This is a genomic window from Nocardia exalbida NBRC 100660 (genome assembly GCF_000308575.1).
Taxonomy (GTDB): Bacteria; Actinomycetota; Actinomycetes; order Mycobacteriales; family Mycobacteriaceae; genus Nocardia; species Nocardia exalbida.
The window spans coordinates 1-17,825 of the sequence record NZ_BAFZ01000121.1 but is presented as its reverse complement, the minus strand read 5'-3'; the positions used below and the strand labels follow the sequence as shown (position 1 = coordinate 17,825).

The window sequence follows — 17,825 nt, the reverse complement described above, 5'->3', positions numbered from 1 at the left end:
AACATCGACCACTTCGTGGGCCATTTCACTGACGCTCATCGGTCGATCTTCCCCCATATGAGCTCGGTGATGGCGCTACCGGCGCGATGTGCCTTGCCTTCGAATTTCGTGACGGGACGCTCGAAGCCGATCGGCGCCGTGCCGCGATGCTCCTCGCTGACCCCGCCCGTGGCCTCGTTCAGGCCCTCGAGCAGGGGTTCTGCCATGCCGACGGCGTGGATGTGCTCGGCGTAGTCCGCATGGTCGGTGGCGACGTGCAGCACACCTCCCGGCTTCAGGCGGCTGGCGATCAACGCGACCGTCGCGGGTTGCAGCAGCCGTCGCTTGTGGTGGCGCGCCTTCGGCCACGGGTCGGGGAAGAACACTCGGACGCCGGTGAGCGACTCGGCAGCAATCATGTTCTCCAGCACGTCGACCGCGTCTCCGCGCAGCAGGCGGATGTTCTGGATCCCTTCGCGCTCGATGCGCTGCACCAGCTGCGCGAGGCCGGGCTGGTAGACCTCGATGCCGATCAGGTTCAGGTGCGGTTCGGCCTGGGCCATGGCGGCCGTCGCGGTGCCGGTGCCGCAGCCGATCTCGATGACCAGCGGTGCGTCGCGACCGAACCAGGCGGCGGCGTCCAGTGGCTCGTCGGCGACCTCGCGGCCGATCGAGGGCCACATCCGGTCCCAGGATTGCTGCTGGGTCGCGGTCAGCGCGCCCCTGCGCGACCGGAAGCTGGTGACTCGTGGGTACAGGCGGGAGCCGGTCTTGTGCCCGGGCCCGCCCTCGGCTGGAGCCGAAGCTGTGGACGGCGGGCCCGGAACTGACTCGGCAGTATGGTTCGCGGCGTCGTTCACGGCGTCCATTGTCCAGCATCCTGCGATCGGTGCGGTAAGCGGTTGTGTGCGGACCGCTGAGCAGGAGGTCAGGCGGCGCGTGCGGGCGCGATTCTGGTCACCGTGGGCTGTTGCTGGCGCAGCGGTCTGCCCAGCGCGACCTTGGCCGCGGTCACCGCCATTTCCAGCAGGCCACGCACGCCCGAGGGCGAGGCCGCGACCGACCAGACGGTGGTGTCGCCCACATCGCGCACCGGCTGTCCGGCCAACCGGTCGGCCAGCCAGTCCAGGCTGATCGGCGTGGACAGCGGCAGCAGCGAGAAGTGCTCACTGAGCCGGTCGCGGACGTAGGTCACCGCGGCGCCGCCACGGCGGTAGCGCGCCACCTGACCGTCGATACCGTCGATGTGGATGATCTGATCGTGGATGGGTTGCACCACCAGCAGGGGGCAGGTGGGCGTCGCGTTGCCGAGCCGCAGGTCGTCGAACATCGCCCGCAGCTGCGGGGTGTCGAGTACCTCGGCGAGCGGGCGGTCGAGGAAGTCGTCCACCTTCTTGTTGGCGAGCCCGAGGATCGCCCCGAACGGTGTCGCGTTCTCCGCGCGGACGACGAACCGGTGGCCGTCGGGGCTCAGTTCGTCATCGATCAGCGAGCTCAACGCCGGGTACAGCCTGCGCAGGGCGGCGATGACGATGGCGGGCAGGCCCGCGTAGGGGGTGCCGTTGAGCCGGTCGAAGACCTGGCCCGGGTCGCCGACCGGGGCGCCGAGCACCGCGCCGACGATGTCGAGTTCCGGAGCGTAGGTCGGCGCCATCTCGACCGTCCAGGAGCTGGCCATGCCGCCACCGGAGTAGCCCCACACCGCGACGCGGGTCCGCGGGCCGAGGCCGAGCGGGCCGAAGCGCAGGGCGGCGCGGATGCCGTCGAGCGCCCGGTAGCCGGGCTCCCGCGGGGCGCCGAAGTTCCCGTGCGGTCCCTCGTGGTCGGCGATGGTCACCGCCCAGCCGCGCCGCAGCGCGTTCGCGACCAGGAGCCATTCGAACTGGGTGACCGATCCGAGTGCCCGCGCGCCGTGACGAAGGGCGTAGGAGGGGGAGCACTTCTCGGTGACGGCGTCCATCGCGGTCTGGAAGGCCAGCAGCGGGCGATCCTCGTCCGGTTCCGCGTCCAGCGGCAGCAGGACCGTGGTGATCGCCGCTTCCGCCGCCCCGTGCAGATCACAGCTGCGGTACAGTAGCTGCCAGGCCGAGACCTGTTGCGGGACAATTCCGAACAGTGCCACGTCGATCTTCCTGCTACGCAGGATGGTGCCGGGCGCCTTGGCCGCGAACCCCTTCGGCGGTCGATGGAACGGGTCCACGCTGGGCAGCAAGGGCTTGCGGTCCGCGGGACCGGCGGGCTCCGGGTCCGCAGCACCGATGACATTCGCTGTCATCGCAACCTCCTCATCGTCGAGGTCGGTTGCCGCATGCGAAAGTTGAAGCTGCGCACCGGTTATGGTGCCGACCACTTCTGCAGGGTAAGTGACCGGCGGGCGTCTGGGAACCCCGGAGTACACGGCGTTCCCGGCACTAGACTCCCCGGGCATGAGCAGACCGACAGTATTCATCACCGGCGCGGCGGCCGGTATCGGCCGGGCTACGGCCTTGCTTTTCGCTGCGCAGGGATACCAGGTCGGGGCTTACGACCTCGATGAAGTCGGGCTGACCAGGCTTTCCGGTGATATCACAGCCGCCGGTGGCGCCGCACACACCGGGGTACTGGATGTGACGAACGCCACGCAGTGGGCGGAGCGGCTCGCGGAGTTCCACGCGGCGACGGGGCGGCTGGACATCCTGGTCAACAACGCGGGCATTCTGCGCGCCGGACCGTTCGAGGCGATCGACCTCGCAGCCCATCGGGCGATCATCGAGGTCAACCTGACCGGCGTGCTCACCGGAACGCACAGCGCGTTCCAGTACCTTCGCGACACCCCGGGCGCCCAGGTGGTCAACCTCTGCTCGGCGTCGGCGATCTACGGCCAAGCCGAACTCGCGAGCTACGGTGCCAGCAAGGCGGCGGTCAAGAGTTTCACCGAGGCGCTGGACCTCGAATGGGAGCGCCACGACATCCGGGTGCTCGCGATCTGGCCGATGTTCGTGGCCACGGCCATGGTGGACGGTGTGACGACCGGGACGACGAAGTCGCTGGGTGTGCGACTGACGGCCGACGATGTCGCCGCCGGGATCTGGGAGGCCACCCGCAAGCGCGCCCGGCTGCCGAAGGTGCACTACGAGATCGGCGCGCAGGCGAAAGTGCTGGCGACGGTGGCGAAATACGCGCCGAACTGGGCGGTGCGGACCGCGAACAAGTACTTCAGTGGCAGCTGAGCGGTCGAACCTGTCCCGCGACCGGACTTCTGACAGAATTGCGCACCGTAAAGGGGGTGTGCGGCATGTCGACAGCCACTGATTCCGATGGGCCGCTGCGGGAGCGCGGCGTTCCCACGTCCGCTCACGATCAGCTCGACAAACTGCTCGCCGAGCTCCGCTTCGGCACGGGGCGCGATCCACAGATCGGATACGCCGCGGCGGCCGCCGTCAGCGCTTGGCGCAAACCGCCGCGGATCCAGGTGGCCGGACGCGCGCACGCGGGGCGGACCACGGTGCTGCACGCGCTCGCGCTGATGTCGGCGGTGGAGACCGACCCGGTGGACCGGCCCGGGGCGCCCGATCCGGAACTCGACGCCGACATCGTCGTCTACGTGTTGTCGGCCGCGCCGTCGCCCGCGGATCGCAGGGTGCTGGCCACGCTGCCGCCGCAGCGCACGATCGCGGTGTTGAACAAGGCCGACGCGATCGGCTCCCGCTGGAGCGATGCGGTGGCCGCGGCCGAGCAGTACGGCAGGGAACTGCGGATCCCGGTGGTTCCGGTGGTCGCGTCCCTGGCGACGCGCACCCGGGCGGGCGCGCTGACCGCGGCCGATGTCGAGCTGCTGCGCAAGCTCGCCACCGAAGCCGACCCCGCCCTGATCCTCGCGCCGGACCTGTTCGTCGCACCCGGACCGGACGCCGCCGAGCGCGAACAGCTGTTGCTGCGCTGGGACCTGTACGGCGTTGCTTGCGCGTGCGCCGCCCTGCGCCACGATCCGGACCTCGCTCCGCAGCAGCTGTCGCAGATCCTGCACGCGGCCAGCGGCATCGACGCGCTGCACCAGTTGCTGCACCGCCGCTACGAGCAGGTGTCCGCGCTGCGCGGCGGCGAACTGCTCGACGAGCTGGCCCGCCTCGCCGCGCGCGCGGTCCCGGAGGAGGGTGGCCGCGCGCGCGACCTGCTGGAGTCCTATCTCTACAGCGACGACGCCCTGTGGCTCGGGCTCTGCGCCGGCCTGGCCGGGCCCGACGTGGCCCACCTGGCCGCGGGATACGCGGCGCCCGCGCCCTCCGACGCCGACGACGCGCTGGCCCGCGCGAGCCGCTGGCGCGCCGTCGTCACCAGCGATATGCCGCCGCCCGCCCGCCGCGCCGCGTTGCGCGTGCACAACGGCTACGTCCGACTCTGGGGACGGATGAGCAGTGCCGGTCTCTGAGCCCCCGGAGCCGGTGGGTACGTCGTCCGAGGCGGATCCGGCGTCTCACGTGGGGGCCGATCGAGACCCGATCGGCGCGCCGATCGTCCGCGCGGGCACGACGGGCCGGGGCGGCGTCGACCCGCCCGCCGACGGCGACGCCGAGCACCCCGTCCGCGCGCTCACGCCCGAGGTCGCGGCCGTGGTGGAGCGTTGGAATCCGCAGGGTATGGCGCTGTTGCGCGCGATGCAGGGGCCCGGTGCGGCGGGGGTCGTCACGGTGATCGGTCCGGACGACGTCAATACGACGTTGTTGCGGACCGAACTCGCGCGGTTCGAACCCCGTGTCACGCTGTCGGAGCCGCGCGCCGACGCGGGCGCGGAGCCCGCCGCACCCGCCGGGGCGGTCCCTCCCGCGGTGGCGTTGATCCTGCTCGACGCGGGCTCCATCATCGGCGCGGACGTGCTGGAGGCGATCGCCCGGCTGCGCGCGGACGGCACCCGTCTGCTGCTCGCCATGAACGGCATCCACGCCTATCAGGACTGGCGCGTGGTGCGGGAGCGCAACCTGGAATTGCTCGCCGCGCAGGGCTCCGCCGAGCTGGATATCGTGCCGGTCTCCGCCCGGCTCGCGGCCGCCGCGCGCACCGCGGGCGACACCGGACTGCTCGATCGCTCCGGTCTGGGCGCGCTGCACGCGCAACTCACCGCGGCGGCCGCCGCGGGCGGTGACCGGCGGGGCGTGGTCACCGCACGGGTCTTGGCCGACACCCGTCAGCGGGTGGCCGAGCAGGTGGCGGCGTTGCGCTCCGGCGCCGAACCGGCGCGGCTGCGCGAGGAACGCGCCATCCTCCTGGCCGGTCGTGACGGTGGACGCGCCACCGCCATGTCGACCTTGCGCGGGCAGCTGCACTTGGCCCGGGTGGATCTGATGACCGAGATCGGTGCGAGCATCCGGGCGCTGCACACCGCGGTGCGCGCCGAACTGGATCGGCTGCGTCCCGCGGAACTCGCCGATTACCCCGCGCGGTTGCAGCAGGCCGTCACCGAGATGACCGGCGCGCTCGACCACGTCATCGACCTGCGACTGGCCGAACTCAGCGCCCGGATCGAGCACACGAACGACGCTCCGACGCGCAGGCGCGACCCGGCCCCTGGGGTCGGCCCGGATCCCGAGCCCCGCCATAAAGGTGTCGAAGATCACCTTATGGTCGCGCTCGGCGCGTCGGCCGGTGTCGGCCTGGGTCGCCTGCTGGTTGCTCCGTTCTCGCTGGTACCGGCCTTGGACGTGGCGAGTGTGCCGGTCACGCTGCTGCTCGGCGGTGGCGCTGCGGCATGGGTGGTCCGTGCCCGCAGGCAACTGGCCGATCGAGCGCACATCCGGCAATGGATCGCCGACGCGTTGGTCAACGTAAAAGCCCAGCTCGAGCAGCGGGTGGCGACCGCGCTCGTGGAAGCGGAAGCCGTTTTGGCAGATCACGTGGTCCGAGCAAGCACCGCGCGAATGATCGAGACGGATCGCCGGGTGGCCCGGTTGGAGACCGACTTGCGCCGGATGGCGGCCGAACAGCCGGGACAGCTCGCCGCATGCGAGCGCGATGTCGGGATCCTCGATCGATGGATCTCGCCTGTTGAAACGAACGACCGATTGGGTACACAGTGAGGAACCCGATACCGTACCGGCCGTCACATCGCGTTAACCTCTATTCAGGAACTTGGGCGTCCGCTAAGTCCTGATCTGCCGCCCTCCTGGGTGCGCGTTCGACCGGTCGGAGCGGGCGCCTTCCCGCCAACGGTGGCGCTCGGTGCATTCGCGCTGGCCATGGGCCTAGGGCCAGGCGGCGAAGCAGCGAGTAGCCGCCCATCTCAGGAGAGTTTTCATGACGTCAGCGACCATTCCTGGTCTTCGTGGATCCGACGGCAAGGCGCCGACCGAGCACAGCGAACTACTCGCCTGGGTACAAGAAGTCGCCGAACTCACCCAGCCGGATCGTGTGGTCTGGGCGGACGGCTCCGACGAAGAATGGGAGCGGCTGACCGAGCAGCTCGTGGCAGCGGGGACGTTCAAGCGGCTGGACGAGAAGAAGAAGCCGAACTCCTTCCTCGCCCTCTCCGATCCCTCCGACGTGGCCCGGGTGGAGTCCCGCACGTTCATCTGTTCGAAGTCCGAAGCCGACGCGGGCCCCACCAACAACTGGGTCGACCCCGCCGAGATGCGCGCCACGATGACCGAGCTGTACCGCGGCTCGATGAAGGGCCGCACCATGTACGTGGTGCCGTTCTGCATGGGTCCGCTGGGCGCGGATGACCCGAAGCTCGGCGTCGAGATCACCGACTCCGAGTACGTCGTGGTGTCGATGCGCGTGATGACCCGCATGGGCGCCGCCGCCCTGGAGAAGCTGGGCGCCGACCGTCCGTTCGTGAAGGCGCTGCACTCCGTGGGCGCGCCGCTGGCCGATGGCCAGGCCGACGTGCCGTGGCCGTGCAACGACACCAAGTACATCACCCACTTCCCCGAGGACCGGGAGATCTGGAGCTACGGCTCCGGCTACGGCGGCAACGCGCTGCTCGGCAAGAAGTGCTACTCGCTGCGGATCGCCTCGGCGATGGCCCACGACGAGGGCTGGCTGGCCGAGCACATGCTGATCCTCAAGCTGATCTCCCCGGAGAACAAGGCGTACTACATCGCCGCCGCGTTCCCGAGCGCCTGTGGCAAGACCAACCTCGCGATGATCCAGCCGACCGTGCCGGGCTGGCGCGCGGAGACCCTGGGCGACGACATCGCCTGGATGCGCTTCGGCAAGGACGGCCGCCTCTACGCGGTGAACCCCGAGTACGGCTTCTTCGGCGTCGCGCCGGGCACCAACCGCAGCTCGAACCCGAACGCCATGGCCACCATGGAGGCGGGCAACACGGTCTACACCAACGTCGCGCAGACCGACAACGGCGACGTGTGGTGGGAGGGCCTGGAAGGCGAGCCCGATCACCTGATCGACTGGAAGGGCAACGACTGGTACCTGCGGGAGACCGAGACGCTGGCGGCCCACCCGAACTCCCGCTACTGCACGCCGATGGCGCAGTGCCCGATCCTGGCGCCCGAGTGGGACGACCCCCAGGGCGTGCCGATCTCCGCGATCCTGTTCGGTGGCCGCCGCAAGACCACCGTTCCGCTGGTCACCGAGTCCTTCGACTGGCAGCACGGTGTGTTCATGGGCGCGACGCTGTCCTCCGAGCAGACCGCGGCCGCCGAGGGCAAGGTGGGCACCGTCCGCCGCGACCCGATGGCCATGCTGCCGTTCCTGGGCTACCACGTCGGCGACTACCTGGGCCACTGGATCAACCTCGGCAAGAACGCCGACGCCGCCAAGCTGCCGAAGATCTTCTACGTCAACTGGTTCCGTCGCGGCGACGACGGCCGCTTCCTGTGGCCCGGCTTCGGCGAGAACTCCCGCGTGCTGGAGTGGATCGTCGGCCGCATCGAAGGTTCCGCCGAGGCCGAGGCGACCGCGATCGGTAACGTGCCGACCGCCACGCAGCTCGACCTGGACGGGCTGGACGTCGACCCCAAGGACGTCGACGAAGCGCTCGCGGTGAACGCCGAGGAGTGGCGCAAGGAGATCCCGCTGATCGAAGAGTGGTTCGAGTTCGTCGGTGACAAGCTGCCTTCCGGCGTGCGCGACGAGTTCGAGGCGCTCAAGGAGCGTCTGGGCTGACACTCCACCCAAAGTAGCACCTCGCCCGCACCATCTGTCGGATGGTGCGGGCGATTGCTCTGCGCGCCAAACGTTTTGCCGCCCGGACGCCGGATCGTTCCGGGCGGCGGCGCTATTCGGGAAACGGCGACATCCGGATCATGGCCAGGAAGCCGGCGCGGTTGAGCCAGCGGATCCGGCCGGTCGGCATCGCCTTCGCCTCCGCTCGGAACGCCGCGACGACGTGCCGCTTGAACTCCAGCCGCGGATGACGTCGCAGCAGTTCGGCGACCCAGACCCGGTCCAGCTCGGCCAGCCGTGTTCCGAGCACGTCCACCGAGGCTCCCGCGGAGACGAAACCGCCGGGGTCACCGAGATCATCGGCAACGCCGGGTGTGATGTGGGTGGCGATGGCCGCGCCGATCGCGTCGGCCCGTTCCGGTGTGGCACCCGCATCGAGTGCGACGGCGGCGGCCCGCTCTCCGCCTGCTACCGCGAAACACCTTCCGGGCGTGGGATATTCGAGCTTCAGATCGTGCAGCAGGCAGGAAACGTAGACGAGTTCGTCGTCATAGGCGGCGTCGTCGAGGTCGGCAAGGACCCGCCCGAAGTAGTAGGTCCGCAGCGAATGGTTCAGTACGTGCGGAGAAAGCGCTTCACGCGCCTCGGTCTCCGCCGCGACGGCAAGCTTCGAATCCGGCAGCCGCAGCCCGGCGAACTCCAGCTTCCCGCGTCCCCGCCGCCCCAGCGCGAGCCGGACCCGGTTGGGCACCATGGCGGGCAGCGAGCGGGCGGTCGCGACGGCCAACCCGCGGCGTTGCTCCTTCGACAACGCGCCCCCGGTGCGGGTGGCCCATGCCCAATCGAGGCCCGTCGGTCCGGCCACTTCGCCCTCCTTCTCCTCGGTACTCGGTGTGCACTCGAGTCAAGTGTGCGACGAGATCCGCGACGAGTGGCGGAAATGACAGTGATACTCGGATTCGTGCCAAACTGGCAGTGATGAAGCGAGTGGTGGCCCTCGCGCTGGACGGCGTGATGGCCTTCGATCTGGCCTGCGCCGTTCAGGCGTTCCGGCACGGGCCGGGGAAGACCGGCGAGCCGTCCGGGTTCGAGATGCGCACCTGTGGGGTGCGGCCTGGGCCGGTGTGGACGCCCAACGGCTTCGAGCTGCGGGTGGAGCACGGGCTGGAGGCGCTGGAGGAGGCGGATGTCGTCGTCGTGCCGGGGATCGGGATTCCGACGCTTCCGACCCCGCCGGAGGCGCTGATCGCCTTGCGGGGCGCGGCGGCGCGCGGCGCGACGATGGTGAGCGTTTGCGTCGGGGCGTTCGTCCTCGCCGAGGCCGGACTATTGGACGGACGACCGGCGACCACGCACTGGGCCTACTGCGCCGAGTTCGCCGAGCTGTATCCGGCGGTGAAACTGGACCCGACAGCGCTGTATGTGGACGACGGTGACGTGCTGACCTCCGCCGGGCTGTCGGCGGGTTTCGACCTGTGCCTGCACATCGTCCGCCGCGAGCTGGGCGCGCATGCGGCGGCGGAGCTGGCCAGGTGGAATGTGACCGCCCCGCATCGAGAGGGCGGGCAGGCGCAGTACGTTCCGGATCGGCCGGGCGCGGCCGCCCGCGATGGCGGTCTCGCCGCCACCCTTGCCTGGGCGGTCGCCGAACCTGCTGCGGCGGTGGATGTCTCGGCGCTGGCCGCGCACGCGTTGATGAGCGAACGTACCTTCATCCGTCGCTTCAAGGCGGAAGTGGGGACCACGCCGCGGCGATGGCTGGACGCCCAGCGCACCGCGCGTGCCCGCGAACTTCTGGAAACTACGCGTTTGCCAGTGGAGGTCGTCGCGGCCAAGGCCGGTTTCGGCAGCGTCACCGCACTGCGTGTGCATCTGCGAGCGGCGACGGGCGCCACACCCGCTGCGTACCGCCGATCGCTGGGCCGGTGAACGCGGCTGGACAGCTGTCCACCAGGGTGAATGTCCTTGTGGAGCAGGTCTTTCAATCGCGCTGATCGAGGTGTGGCCCGAGGGGCAGCACAAGAGAGTGCCGGTGGCGAGCGAGAATTCGCGAATTTTCCACGGCTGAACGGGTTTAGCCGTGGGTGGAACGGGGTAATGATCTTGTTGAGAGATTTCGTGTACTCGTGATTTATGCTTGGCGTGTTCTACCTTCCCCATCACACAGTCGGATTACCAACGGTTAACTGATCGACTGAACTACTTCCCTACCGACATCGGACCCGCGATGCCCGCGGCGTACGTCGAGATCGACGCGAGAGGTGGTTGGAGCATGGCCGATCTGGAGACGGCGACGTCCCTCGCCCCCATGGTTGCCGAATTCGAGTCGGCGACCGCGAGCACTCCACTGCGCCGGGCCGCGGGGCGGCTGCTGGCGGTGCTGCCGCCAGGGTGGAGCGTCGAAGTCGTCGACGCGCCACCCGGGCGTTACGGCAACCGCGCGCCGCTGCTGCGGGTGGTCATGCCGCCGGACTGATCACCCGGTCCAGCCGAGTGGCATGAGCAGCGATTTCTGCTCGCAGAACGCATCGAGACCCTCCGGGCCGTTCTCGCGTCCGAGCCCGGAGGACTTGTAGCCGCCGAACGGCGAAGTCGGGTCGAAGGCGTACCAGTTGATCGCGTAGGTGCCGGTGCGCACCCGCGCCGCGATCTCGGCTCCGTGCTCGATGTCGGTCGTCCACACCGAGCCGGCGAGGCCGTAGACCGAGTCGTTGGCGATGGCGACGGCCTCGTCCTCGGTCTCGTACGGGATGACCGACAGCACCGGCCCGAAGATCTCCTCCTGGGCGATGGTCGACTTGTTGTCCACGTCGGCGAAGATCGTCGGCTCGACGAACCAGCCCCGGTCCAGCCCCTCCGGGCGGCCGCCGCCGAGCACGAGTCGCGCGCCCTCGGTCTTGCCCGCGGCGATGTAGCCCTCGACCCGGTCGCGCTGGCGCTCGGAGATCAGCGGGCCGAGCAGCACGCTCGGGTCGTTCGGGTCGCCCACCTTCATCGTCTTCACATGGTCGACCAGCGCGTCGAGGATCTCGTCGTACCGGCTGCGCGGGGCGAGAATGCGGGTCTGCGCGACACAGCCCTGACCGCTGTTCATCAGGCCGGAGAACGCGAGCACCGGAATATTGGCCGCGACGTCCATGTCGGGCAACAGGATCGCAGCCGACTTGCCGCCGAGTTCCAGCGAGACGCTCTTGAGCTGACCGGTGGCGATGGCCCCGATCTTCCGGCCGACGGCGGTGCTTCCGGTGAAGGTCACCTTGTCCACGCCGGGATGTGAGACGAGGTACTCGGCCGCGTCGGGCTCGGCGGGCAGCACCGACAGCACGCCTTCGGGCAACCCGGCCTCGGTGAAGATGTCGGCGACCATGTTGGCTGTGATCGGCGTCAACGGGGCCGGCTTCAGCACCACGGTGCAACCGGCCAGCAGGGCCGGGGCGAGCTTGTTGACCGCGAGGAACAGCGGAACGTTCCACGCGGTGACCGCCGCGACGACACCGCGCGGCTCGCGGGTGACCCGCGTGGTGCCGAACCCGCCGACCCGGGTCTCCCGCCAGGGGAAGGACTCGGCCAGGGCGGCGTAGGCGTCCAGCGCGGCGACCGCGGGGATCTGGTTCAGCGTCATCGCCATCATCTGCGGCACGCCGACCTCGGCGGTCAGCGCGGCGAGCAGGTCCGCGGAGCGCTGCTCGATCAGCCGGGCCGCGCGGGTGAGCACCTCGGCGCGCTCCTTCGGCGGTGTCGCGGGCCACGGGCCGTGGTCGAAAGCGTGCCTGGCCGCGGCGACCGCGGCGTCGACGTCGGCCCGGCTCACCGCCGGGACGCTGCCCACCGGCTCGACCGTGGCCGGCGAGATGACCTGGATGCGCTCGGCGGTGGCTGGCGCGGTCCAGCGGCCGCCGATGAACAAGCTGTCGTAATGCATGAGAACACGTTACAGTTTTGCTCTGCCATTGTCTGTAACCTGTTCCAGTTTTGTGCCACGGCAGCGCTCTGGCCAGTGTGAATCCCGACCTCTCGGTTCGCTTTTCGCAGAACGCACTATTGCGTTCTGTTGCTGGACGGGGGATGCTGTATCGACATATCAGCTCGCTCCATTACCGAACCGTTACCGCAAACTGGGGAGTCCGAGTCATGGCGGTGCAAGTGATCGGCCGGTCGCTGATGACCAGCGATCAAACCGAGCATCAGGCTAAGTGTGTCGGCCACGGCGGGTGGGTGGTCTCCTTCCTACCCGGCCGTACCCTGACGATCGAGCAGGCGACCGCGGCTATGCAGGCCGCGGAGGCGGTCGCCGCCGTAGGGATGCTGGCCGATCTGGTCGGCCTCACCACGCTCGAGACCGTCGGACTGGCCATGCGGGAATCGCCGTGGAGCGAGCCGGTGCACGCGCCCTGCGGTAAGCGGCACTGGCGCCGCGGGTGGCTGGAGGCTTAGCTCGGCTAACTTTTGGTTGCCACCACGACCAGATTGCTCACAAGTAGCTCACGTACCATCGGCACCCGGACCAACCACCACGCCCAGCGGGGGTGGTAACGCGGGAAGACGGTGTGCACCTCCGCCGGAGTGCCTGCCGCCCAGCGCAATCCGTCCGCCGCCCGCACCGCGAACAGCGAGGTGCCGAACCTGTTCTTGGGTTCGCGTCCGTGCTTGCGCCGGTACCGGCGCGCGGCGTACTCACCACCGAGGTAGTGCCAGGGTCCGGTCTCGTGCCCACCGAACGGGCCGTGCCACACCGTGTAGGAGAGCACGATCAACCCGCCGGGCCTGGTCACCCGCACCATCTCGTCGGCCATCACCCATGGCTTCGAGACGTGCTCGGCGACGTTCGACGAGAAGCAGATGTCGACGGCGTCGTCACGGAACGGCAGCGCCATCCCGGATCCGCGGACCGCGCCCGCCACCGAGAGCCCCGCGGCGTGCATCTCCGTCGGGTCGGGCTCCACCGGGATGTAGCTCGCCCCCGTGCGGGCGAACTCGTCGGCGAAGTAGCCCGGCCCCCCGCCTACGTCGAGGATCGTCGCACCGTCCAGCGACCGGCCGGTGAGGTCGGTGTAGAAGTCGGCGATCATCGCCGAGGTGTCGGCGGCCAGGCCCCCGTAGAACAGCGCCGGATCGGTCTGCTCGAACCGGAAACTACCGAGCAGCCGCAGCGACCGGCGCAGGGTCGCCCGGCGGGCGAACCGGGGCGAGTCGCTGCGCGTCGGCATCGTTTCGGCTTTGAGCACGGCGCCGAGTCTCGCACAACCCCGATGCTCGGCATCTCGGGCGGGTGCTCAGGTTAGGGTGTAGCGCGACATCCTACGTTCCCCCCACCTACCGACCGAGAGAAGCTCCACCGTGCGCGAAGTCCTCCTGCTCTGCTGGCGTGACACCGGGCACCCGCAGGGCGGCGGCAGCGAGCGGTACCTCGAGCAGGTCGGCGCGCAGCTCGCGGCTCGCGGGGTCAAGGTCACCCTGCGCACCGCCCGCTACCCGGGAGCGCCGCGGCGGGAACGCCTCGACGGCATCGATATCAGCCGCGCGGGCGGCCGCTACACGGTGTATCCGCGAGCGCTCGCCGCGCTGCTGCTCGGCAGGATCGGTCTCGGCCCCTTGCGCGGCCTGCGGCCGGACGCGGTGATCGATACCCAGAACGGCATCCCGTTCTTCGCCACCGCCGTCACCACCGCGCCGTCGGTGGTGCTCGTGCACCACGGCCACCGTGAACAGTGGCCGGTGGCGGGCCGGCTGGTCGGCCGCATCGGCTGGTGGATCGAATCGCGGCTGTCTCCGCGCGTGCACCGGCACAACCAGTATCTGACCGTTTCGCTCCCGTCGGCGGAGGAATTGGCCACGCTCGGTGTGGACCGCACGCGAATCGCGGTGGTCCGCAACGGAGCTGAACCTGTTCCAGCCGACGCGCCCACCGGCGCCGCGGAAACCCGTACTCCCGCACCCACTGTCGTGGTGCTGTCCCGTCTGGTGCCGCACAAGCAGATCGAGGACGCGCTCGCGGCCGTGGCCCGGCTGCGCGACCGCGTTCCCGGCCTGCGCATGGACGTGATCGGCGACGGCTGGTGGGCGGACAACCTGCGGGACAACGCCCGTGAACTCGGCATCGCCGACGCCGTCACCTTCCACGGGCACGTGGACGAGCGCCGCAAGCACGAACTCCTCGCCCGCGCATGGGTGCATGTGCTGCCGTCCCGCAAAGAAGGGTGGGGGCTCGCGGTGATCGAAGCCGCCCAGCACGGCGTGCCGACGGTCGGCTACCGGAGTTCGCGCGGACTCACCGATTCCATCGTCGACGGCGCCACCGGAATCCTGGTCGACGACGTCGCCCAGTTGGCCGATGCCGTCGGTGATCTGCTGGAAGACTCCGGTGCGCGCACGGTGATGGGTGAGAAGGCCCGCGCCCGCGCTCGCGAATTCTCCTGGGAGCAGACCGGGAACGGCGTCTACGAAGTGCTGGCCGCGGCCGCCCGGGGCGAGCACACGAGCGGGTTGCTCGCGCCCCGTACGGTCGACTGAACGACGCTTCGCCCGAAGTCGGCGACCGGTGGACCCGTCCGCTTGGTGAGGAGCGCGCCGCATGTGAGGAATGATGTCTCGCAGGCATATTCGCCAACGCTTCGCCGACGCGTCCGATCTGTCACGGGCGCTGCGCATCGAACCCGCGCCCGTTCATTTTGTCTGTTCCACTGGCGGGCGATTGCAGGGCAGTGTGCCTCAGTTCCGCGTTCTGCTCCGCGATCGCGCGCGTGCGCCGAGGGCGGCGAGTGGGCCTGCGACGAGCATCGCGCCCCAGAGCAAGTGGGCCGCGGCGGCGACGGCCCGGTGTGCGGTCGTCGATCGACCCCGTTCGACGACACCGGGCACGCGATACAGCGCGAGGTCGGCGTCCTCGTAGACCCGCTCGGCGCGGGCCAGGGTCGCGGCCGATTCACCGAGCGGTCCGGGGGTGGTTCGTTCCACGAGGACCCAGCCCACTCCGAGGCGGGCCAACTCCGCGGGGAAGCCGCCACGCAGCAGCAGGGCTTCCACCTCTCTGGCGCGGGCGCCTTCGCCGGATACCGTGCGCCCGCGTACGGGCAGCTCACCGGTCTGCAAGACGTCGTTGGGCAGCATGCGCGGCGCCGGGTCCAGCACGGGTGCGGCCCCGCTGTAGCGGAACTTGCGGAACATCCCGCCCGGCAGTACGGCGATGTCGCCGGGACCGTCGACCCGGTCGGCGACCTGCTGCCAACCGGCGGGATAGCGCACCGGGTGGACGGCCCCACCGGCGCCCCAGGCAAGGTCGTACAACGGCAGCACCAGAAGCGCGACGAAGACCACCGCGACGGTGGACGTCACGGCAGGCGGCGCCGTCGCGGGCCGGTCCGCCGACTCCCGTCGGGACGACAGACGCCGGGCCGTGACCGCGCATCCCGCCGCCGCGCACAGGGCATAGGCGGGCATGGCCAGCGCCACGTACTTCTGGGTGTCCCGCAGCAGGCCCGCACCCGGCATGTGGGCGACGAGCCACTCCAGGGCGCTCATGCCCCACGCCGTCGCACCGAGCGCGGGAAACAGGATCGCGATCGCCGCGAGCAGCAGCAATGCACGGCGGACGTGGCGATTGTCGGGGTCGGCGCCGCCGGTGGCCACGGCGCGCACACCCAGCGCGACGATCACCAACAGCGCCAGAGTGCCGATCGCGGCCAGCGGCGTGGTTCGCGAATCCGGTACCGCCTCGGCGTTCCAGATCCCGCCGAGTCCGGCCAGGCTGCCGAGCGTGCCGAGACCGGGTTCGCCCCGCGCGGCGAAGGCCGCGATGCCCGCGGGATCCGACGGCTCGGCGCCCGCACCCGACAGCGCGGTCGCGACGAGCCATGGCGCGGAGGCGGCGAGCCAGAGGACGAGCGCCGCGAGGAGTTGGCGTCGATGGACCAGCGCGAAGGCGGTCACGCCCGCCAACAGCGCACCGGTCGGGGTGAGCCCGGCCGCGGCGAGTGATCCGGCCAGTGCCGCCCAGGCGGATACCGCTCTGAGGTTCGCGTGCTGTGCCGCAGCGAAGACGGGCAGCCGGGCCTTCCCGGAGCGTTCGTCTTCCCGCCGTGCGGCCGGCGCGATCGAGCCGTCCGGGGACTGTGCCGGTGCGTTGGACAGAGTCCGCCTGCGCCGTTTCGCGGTGGCCGTGGATCGGAGGCGGTACCCGGCCAGCGCCGTCCACGGCAGCGCGGCGTATCCGGCCAGCAGGCTCCAATGCCCTTGCAGCAGGCGCTCGGCCACGTACGGGTTCCACAACGCGACCGTCGCGGCCACCAGCTGCGGGCCGAGCGACGCGCGCAGCAGTTCGCGCGCGAGCGCCGCCGCCCCGTACGCCGCGGCCCACAGCGCGACGACGAGAATCGCTTTGACCAGCAGCCCGCCGTCGACGAACGCCGACAGCACGGCCAGCAGCGCATCCTGCGGCACCGCACGGGGCGCAGCGTCGCCGAGACCGAGCGCCGAGTCGGTCGGATAGCTGCGCGGCGTGCTCACCGCGTCGCGCAGGAGCAGGTATCCCGGCGCCAGCAAGGGTGCGGTAACCAGCAGCGCCCCGGCCGCGCTGTATCCAGCAGCCACCGCTCGGTCTCGACCGCTCCCATTCACGCCTGAGCACTGTACGTCCCGCTGTCTTCCGCCGCCGAGTCAGCGGGGCTCCCGGGTCGGTGTCCGGGCTCGGTGGATTGATGCTGGTCGGCGCTGTCCAGCAGCGCCTCGGCGGAGTTCGCGCGCAGTTCTGGCTTCGGTAGGACACGCGAGCGGATCGCGAGTCCGTCCGGCCAGGCGAGTCGTGCGGCGCCCCACCGCCGACCGCGCTGTCGTCGATTCTCGTACCGGTGACGCCGAACGTCTCCACCCCGCTTGTACGCCATGACAGTGCTGTCGCGACGCTGTCGGTTTGCAGGACGGCTCGGCGGCACTCGGTCCGGCGATTGTGCTTGTGCTCCGAGGCGGCGATCCCTCGGTACCCGGTTCGTGCCGTACTCCGCGAGTCGCAGGCCGCCGTTCTCGGCGACCGTCCGGCGCGCGCGGCGGATCCAGGGGTCCTCTGCGCGCGGTCCATGACCGGTCGGCCCGGTCCGGCGCCCCGGACTGCCTGATCCATGGCGAGCGCCGTTCGCGCTGCGGCGGGGCGGGACCGGCAACGGCCTGCGCGGGTGGGACGATGGGCCACGTGTCTGCTGTCCGTCGGTTTCCTGTGGTGGCGGATCTGACGTGGGTGACGGCGGGTGCGATGACCGCGAACGTCGCCGGGTATCTGTTGCAGCTGCTGGCCGGTCGGTGGCTGGGAGTCACCGGCTACAGCGAGTTCGCGAGTCTGCTCGCCGTGCAGCTGCTGTGCGCGGTTCCGGCGCTGGCGTTGCAGAACGTGGTGGCGAGGGAACTCGTGCGCGGCGCGGGGACGGCTGCGCTGCGCGGGCTCCACTGGCGATGCGCGGTGATCGTGGCCTTGGCGGCCGCGGCGCTGGTGCCGCTGGTCGCCGTCACGCTGAATGTGGGGGTGGCCGCCACCGCGGCGGCGCTCGGTGCGGCGCCCGCGCTGGTGCTGTTGTCCGGTGAGCAGGGAATGTTGCAGGGCGGCAGGCGGTTTCGGGCGTTGGGAACGGTGCTCGGCGCCGCCGGTATCGCCCGGGTCGCGCCCGCGCTGGTGATCCTCGCGCTCGGCGGCGGCGCGACACTCGCCCTGTGGGGCGCGGCCTGCGGGGTGGCGGTGGCGGCGCTGCTGGCCAGGATCGTCG

Annotated in this window: 14 protein-coding genes and 1 pseudogene; 9 read left to right on the top strand and 6 right to left on the bottom strand. The window is 70.4% G+C overall.

The window, feature by feature from the left end:
* Nucleotides 1-35: 35 nt before the first annotated feature.
* Together trmB and ON29_RS28495 are read right to left on the bottom strand one after the other, a co-directional pair.
* Nucleotides 36-848 carry a tRNA (guanosine(46)-N7)-methyltransferase TrmB gene (gene trmB, locus ON29_RS28500; protein WP_040871062.1) on the bottom strand — a complete coding sequence of 271 codons (813 nt, stop codon included), beginning with the start codon at nucleotides 846-848 and terminating at the stop codon, nucleotides 36-38.
* A 59-nt stretch (nucleotides 849-907) separates the two neighbouring features.
* On the bottom strand, nucleotides 908-2,254 hold the full coding sequence (locus ON29_RS28495) for a lipase family protein (protein WP_040871060.1): 1,347 nt from the start codon (nucleotides 2,252-2,254) through the stop codon (nucleotides 908-910).
* A 151-nt stretch (nucleotides 2,255-2,405) separates the two neighbouring features.
* Here ON29_RS28495 and ON29_RS28490 point away from each other — a divergent pair, with 151 nt between their 5' ends.
* The 4 genes from ON29_RS28490 to ON29_RS28475 all read left to right on the top strand — a co-directional run bounded on the left by ON29_RS28490 (nucleotide 2,406) and on the right by ON29_RS28475 (nucleotide 8,079).
* Entirely contained in the window at nucleotides 2,406-3,188 is a 783-nt protein-coding gene (locus tag ON29_RS28490; RefSeq protein WP_040871059.1) for an SDR family oxidoreductase, read from the top strand.
* 65 nt (nucleotides 3,189-3,253) lie between these two features.
* A complete protein-coding gene (locus ON29_RS28485; RefSeq protein ID WP_040871058.1) occupies nucleotides 3,254-4,387 on the top strand; it encodes a GTPase Era family protein in 1,134 nt (377 codons plus the stop codon).
* A gap of 49 nt (nucleotides 4,388-4,436) precedes the next feature.
* A complete protein-coding gene (locus ON29_RS28480) occupies nucleotides 4,437-6,029 on the top strand; it encodes a hypothetical protein (protein ID WP_245549194.1) in 1,593 nt (530 codons plus the stop codon).
* Nucleotides 6,030-6,246: 217 nt separating this feature from the next.
* On the top strand, nucleotides 6,247-8,079 hold the full coding sequence (locus ON29_RS28475; RefSeq protein ID WP_040871056.1) for a phosphoenolpyruvate carboxykinase (GTP): 1,833 nt from the start codon (nucleotides 6,247-6,249) through the stop codon (nucleotides 8,077-8,079).
* A gap of 112 nt (nucleotides 8,080-8,191) precedes the next feature.
* Here the strand turns inward: ON29_RS28475 and ON29_RS28470 are convergent, their stop codons facing one another.
* Entirely contained in the window at nucleotides 8,192-8,944 is a 753-nt protein-coding gene (locus tag ON29_RS28470) for an HD domain-containing protein (RefSeq protein WP_040871054.1), read from the bottom strand.
* Between the two features lie 113 nt (nucleotides 8,945-9,057).
* On the opposite strand from ON29_RS28470, the gene ON29_RS28465 reads away from it, so the two are divergent.
* Both ON29_RS28465 and ON29_RS28460 read left to right on the top strand, forming a co-directional pair.
* Entirely contained in the window at nucleotides 9,058-10,008 is a 951-nt protein-coding gene (locus ON29_RS28465; RefSeq protein WP_040871053.1) for a GlxA family transcriptional regulator, read from the top strand.
* A 343-nt stretch (nucleotides 10,009-10,351) separates the two neighbouring features.
* Nucleotides 10,352-10,555, top strand: coding sequence for a hypothetical protein (locus tag ON29_RS28460; protein ID WP_157172932.1), 204 nt, complete (start codon nucleotides 10,352-10,354; stop codon nucleotides 10,553-10,555).
* On the opposite strand, the gene ON29_RS28455 is transcribed toward ON29_RS28460, so the two are convergent.
* Complete coding sequence (locus ON29_RS28455) at nucleotides 10,556-12,001, bottom strand: aldehyde dehydrogenase (protein ID WP_040871050.1); 1,446 nt, start codon at nucleotides 11,999-12,001, stop codon at nucleotides 10,556-10,558.
* A gap of 209 nt (nucleotides 12,002-12,210) precedes the next feature.
* On the opposite strand from ON29_RS28455, the gene ON29_RS28450 reads away from it, so the two are divergent.
* Nucleotides 12,211-12,513 carry a hypothetical protein gene (locus ON29_RS28450; protein WP_040871049.1) on the top strand — a complete coding sequence of 101 codons (303 nt, stop codon included), beginning with the start codon at nucleotides 12,211-12,213 and terminating at the stop codon, nucleotides 12,511-12,513.
* Nucleotides 12,514-12,518: 5 nt separating this feature from the next.
* On the opposite strand, the gene ON29_RS28445 is transcribed toward ON29_RS28450, so the two are convergent.
* Entirely contained in the window at nucleotides 12,519-13,286 is a 768-nt protein-coding gene (locus tag ON29_RS28445) for a class I SAM-dependent methyltransferase (RefSeq protein WP_040871065.1), read from the bottom strand.
* 130 nt (nucleotides 13,287-13,416) lie between these two features.
* On the opposite strand from ON29_RS28445, the gene ON29_RS28440 reads away from it, so the two are divergent.
* Nucleotides 13,417-14,589 carry a glycosyltransferase family 4 protein gene (locus ON29_RS28440; protein WP_040871047.1) on the top strand — a complete coding sequence of 391 codons (1,173 nt, stop codon included), beginning with the start codon at nucleotides 13,417-13,419 and terminating at the stop codon, nucleotides 14,587-14,589.
* A gap of 198 nt (nucleotides 14,590-14,787) precedes the next feature.
* Here ON29_RS28440 and ON29_RS28435 read toward each other — a convergent pair whose 3' ends face one another.
* Nucleotides 14,788-16,665, bottom strand: coding sequence for an MmpA family trehalose lipid delivery protein (locus ON29_RS28435; protein WP_245549192.1), 1,878 nt, complete (start codon nucleotides 16,663-16,665; stop codon nucleotides 14,788-14,790).
* A 586-nt stretch (nucleotides 16,666-17,251) separates the two neighbouring features.
* On the opposite strand from ON29_RS28435, the pseudogene ON29_RS28430 reads away from it, so the two are divergent.
* A pseudogene (locus ON29_RS28430) lies at nucleotides 17,252-17,825 on the top strand (polysaccharide biosynthesis protein); the annotation flags it as partial.